Raw genomic sequence first — 1,164 nt, forward strand, 5'->3', positions numbered from 1 at the left:
GGCCAAAAGGTACCAGCGCTGTGCAAAGCACCATGGCCATGAGCATCGCATAGAATCCAGGGGGTCGGGAAAGAAAGTCGGCCGCGACGAAAAGGAAGCGGTTCATTCCAACCATTGTCCGTCAGAAGGCCAAGGCGAAAGCGATCAGCGCCGTGACCGCCACGCAGACAGGCACTGCCAGGAGCAAGCTTGCCTCTAGAAGCCGGGTCTCTTTGTCGCTCAACATTATCGCCTCATGGGCATCGTTGAAGACAGAGGGTTCGCCCGCCTCTCGGCAGGCGAGCGAACCCTATCAGCGCAGGATGGGACTTGCCTGCGCCGAACGCAAAATGTCAGCCAACAACTATTCCGATCACGAGAAACGTGACGGCCGTCGCAAAGAGCGGTGCAAGCAACCAGCGCGCTTGACTGACACTTCTATCCATCTGATTTCTCCGAACGTTCCGAGAAACAACATCCGCGAAAGTAAGCTGTTCCCAGGCAAGTCACGGGTAAGACCAATGCGGTTTTCGATCAGGCTTTGGTCCGATGTCCCGTGGGACCGAAGCCCTGCCGGGGGAACGTCKGCACCTCCTCGAAGTTTGGTTGCTGGCGCGGAGTTCTGCGTCGATTTCATAGGAGGAAAACATGAGAATGCACCTTACCGGCGCCGCTGCGGCGTTTCTGCTCCTTGCAGGTATCGGCGCGGCCGCTGCCGAGGACGTCMTCATCGCGCCTGAGCARGATACGGTCATCCGYGAATATGTGAAGAAGCAGCCYCTGGCWTCGGTGAAGCTTCCCGGCGTRGAACTCAATATCGGCTCATCGCTGCCAGATACCGTCGAGCTTCACGAAGTTCCCAACGTTAAATACCGCTATGTCGTGATCGACAAGCGGACGGTTCTAGTCGATCCTGGCACTCGCAAGATCGTCAAGGTCTACGACTGACTTTACGGCTGAAGCCCGTCGCCCATGTGGCGGCGGGCTGTCGAAATCACATTCTCAACAGCCAATTTCCCCCCAGAAGCCGCAGGACCAGCGATGGATAGGACGGCGGAAGGCGCCAGCCCGAAACTAAGTTGAAGTGACCGAAGCGATGGGCGAGTGGTTCGTCCGCGTGGTCGAAGACCAACAAGAGCTAACCCGATCATTCGAGCTGGAAGCTTACGCCCTAGCCTATGCGGA

Annotated in this window: 1 protein-coding gene and 1 pseudogene; one reads left to right on the plus strand and one right to left on the minus strand. The window is 57.6% G+C overall.

The genetic code is table 11. The annotated features are described in order from the left end of the window. Window positions 1-106, minus strand: a pseudogene (locus tag ACXJ7R_RS33600) (low affinity iron permease family protein); the annotation flags it as partial. Window positions 107-627: 521 nt separating this feature from the next. Between ACXJ7R_RS33600 and ACXJ7R_RS33605 the strand changes: the two are divergent. Then, the gene (locus ACXJ7R_RS33605) at window positions 628-927 is read left to right on the plus strand and encodes a DUF1236 domain-containing protein (protein WP_457155551.1); all 300 of its coding nucleotides are present in this window, start codon (window positions 628-630) and stop codon (window positions 925-927) included. Window positions 928-1,164 lie beyond the last annotated feature (237 nt).

Source organism: Mesorhizobium sp. P5_C1 (assembly GCF_054049815.1).